Genomic DNA, 709 nt, shown 5'->3' with positions numbered 1-709 from the left:
GCTGCCGACGTTGATGGTGGCGGTGACGGTGTTGGTGGCGGTGTCGATGACGCTGACGGTGTCGTCGCCCTCGTTGGCGGCGTACGCGCGTGTTCCCGCGGAGTTGACGGCGATGCCGAAGGGGGCGGTGCCGACGTTGACGGTGGCGGTGACCGCGTTGGTGGCGGTGTCGATGACGCTGACGGTGTCGGAGGCGACGTTGGTGACGTAGGCGAACGCGCCGTCGGGGGTGAGCGCGACGCCGAACGGCGAGCTGCCGACGTTGATGGTGGCGGTGACGGTGTTGGTGGCGGTGTCGATGACGCTGACGGTGTCGTCGCCCTCGTTGGCGACGTACGCGCGTGTTCCCGCGGAGTTGACGGCCACCCCGGTGGGGAAGTTGCCCACCGGTACGGTCGGATCGAGTAGCAGGGCGGCGGAGGCACGACGGGCTGTGTTTCGTCCGATGCCCAGTAGTTGACGCCACCTTGCCTGAAAGGCCTTGGCCATGACGCACCCCTTGATCTTGCACTGATCGTGGTGCGGGGTGCCTGCCTCACGCTCCGTGGTGTGCGTCGAGCACACCGTGATGCGGGAGGCAAACCCTTCCAAGGGGTGCCCATCCAGCAGCGTCAGCTTCCGTTAGAGCCGGAAACAGACGCCGACCAGCTCCCCCGGAAAGGGATGGGCAACCCGCCGGGTCCAATAGCGGAAGTAACGCACCAGCGCT

Annotated in this window: 1 protein-coding gene; it reads right to left on the bottom strand. The window is 67.0% G+C overall.

Going from position 1 to position 709, the window contains the following annotated elements:
* On the bottom strand, positions 1–387 hold a 387-nt coding region (locus tag AQJ66_RS35610; RefSeq protein WP_244163031.1), incomplete at its 3' end, for a YVTN family beta-propeller repeat protein.
* Positions 388–709 lie beyond the last annotated feature (322 nt).

Origin of the sequence: Streptomyces bungoensis, assembly GCF_001514215.1 — a bacterium.
Taxonomy (GTDB): Bacteria; Actinomycetota; Actinomycetes; order Streptomycetales; family Streptomycetaceae; genus Streptomyces; species Streptomyces bungoensis.
This window is presented reverse-complemented; position numbering and strand designations above follow the sequence as displayed.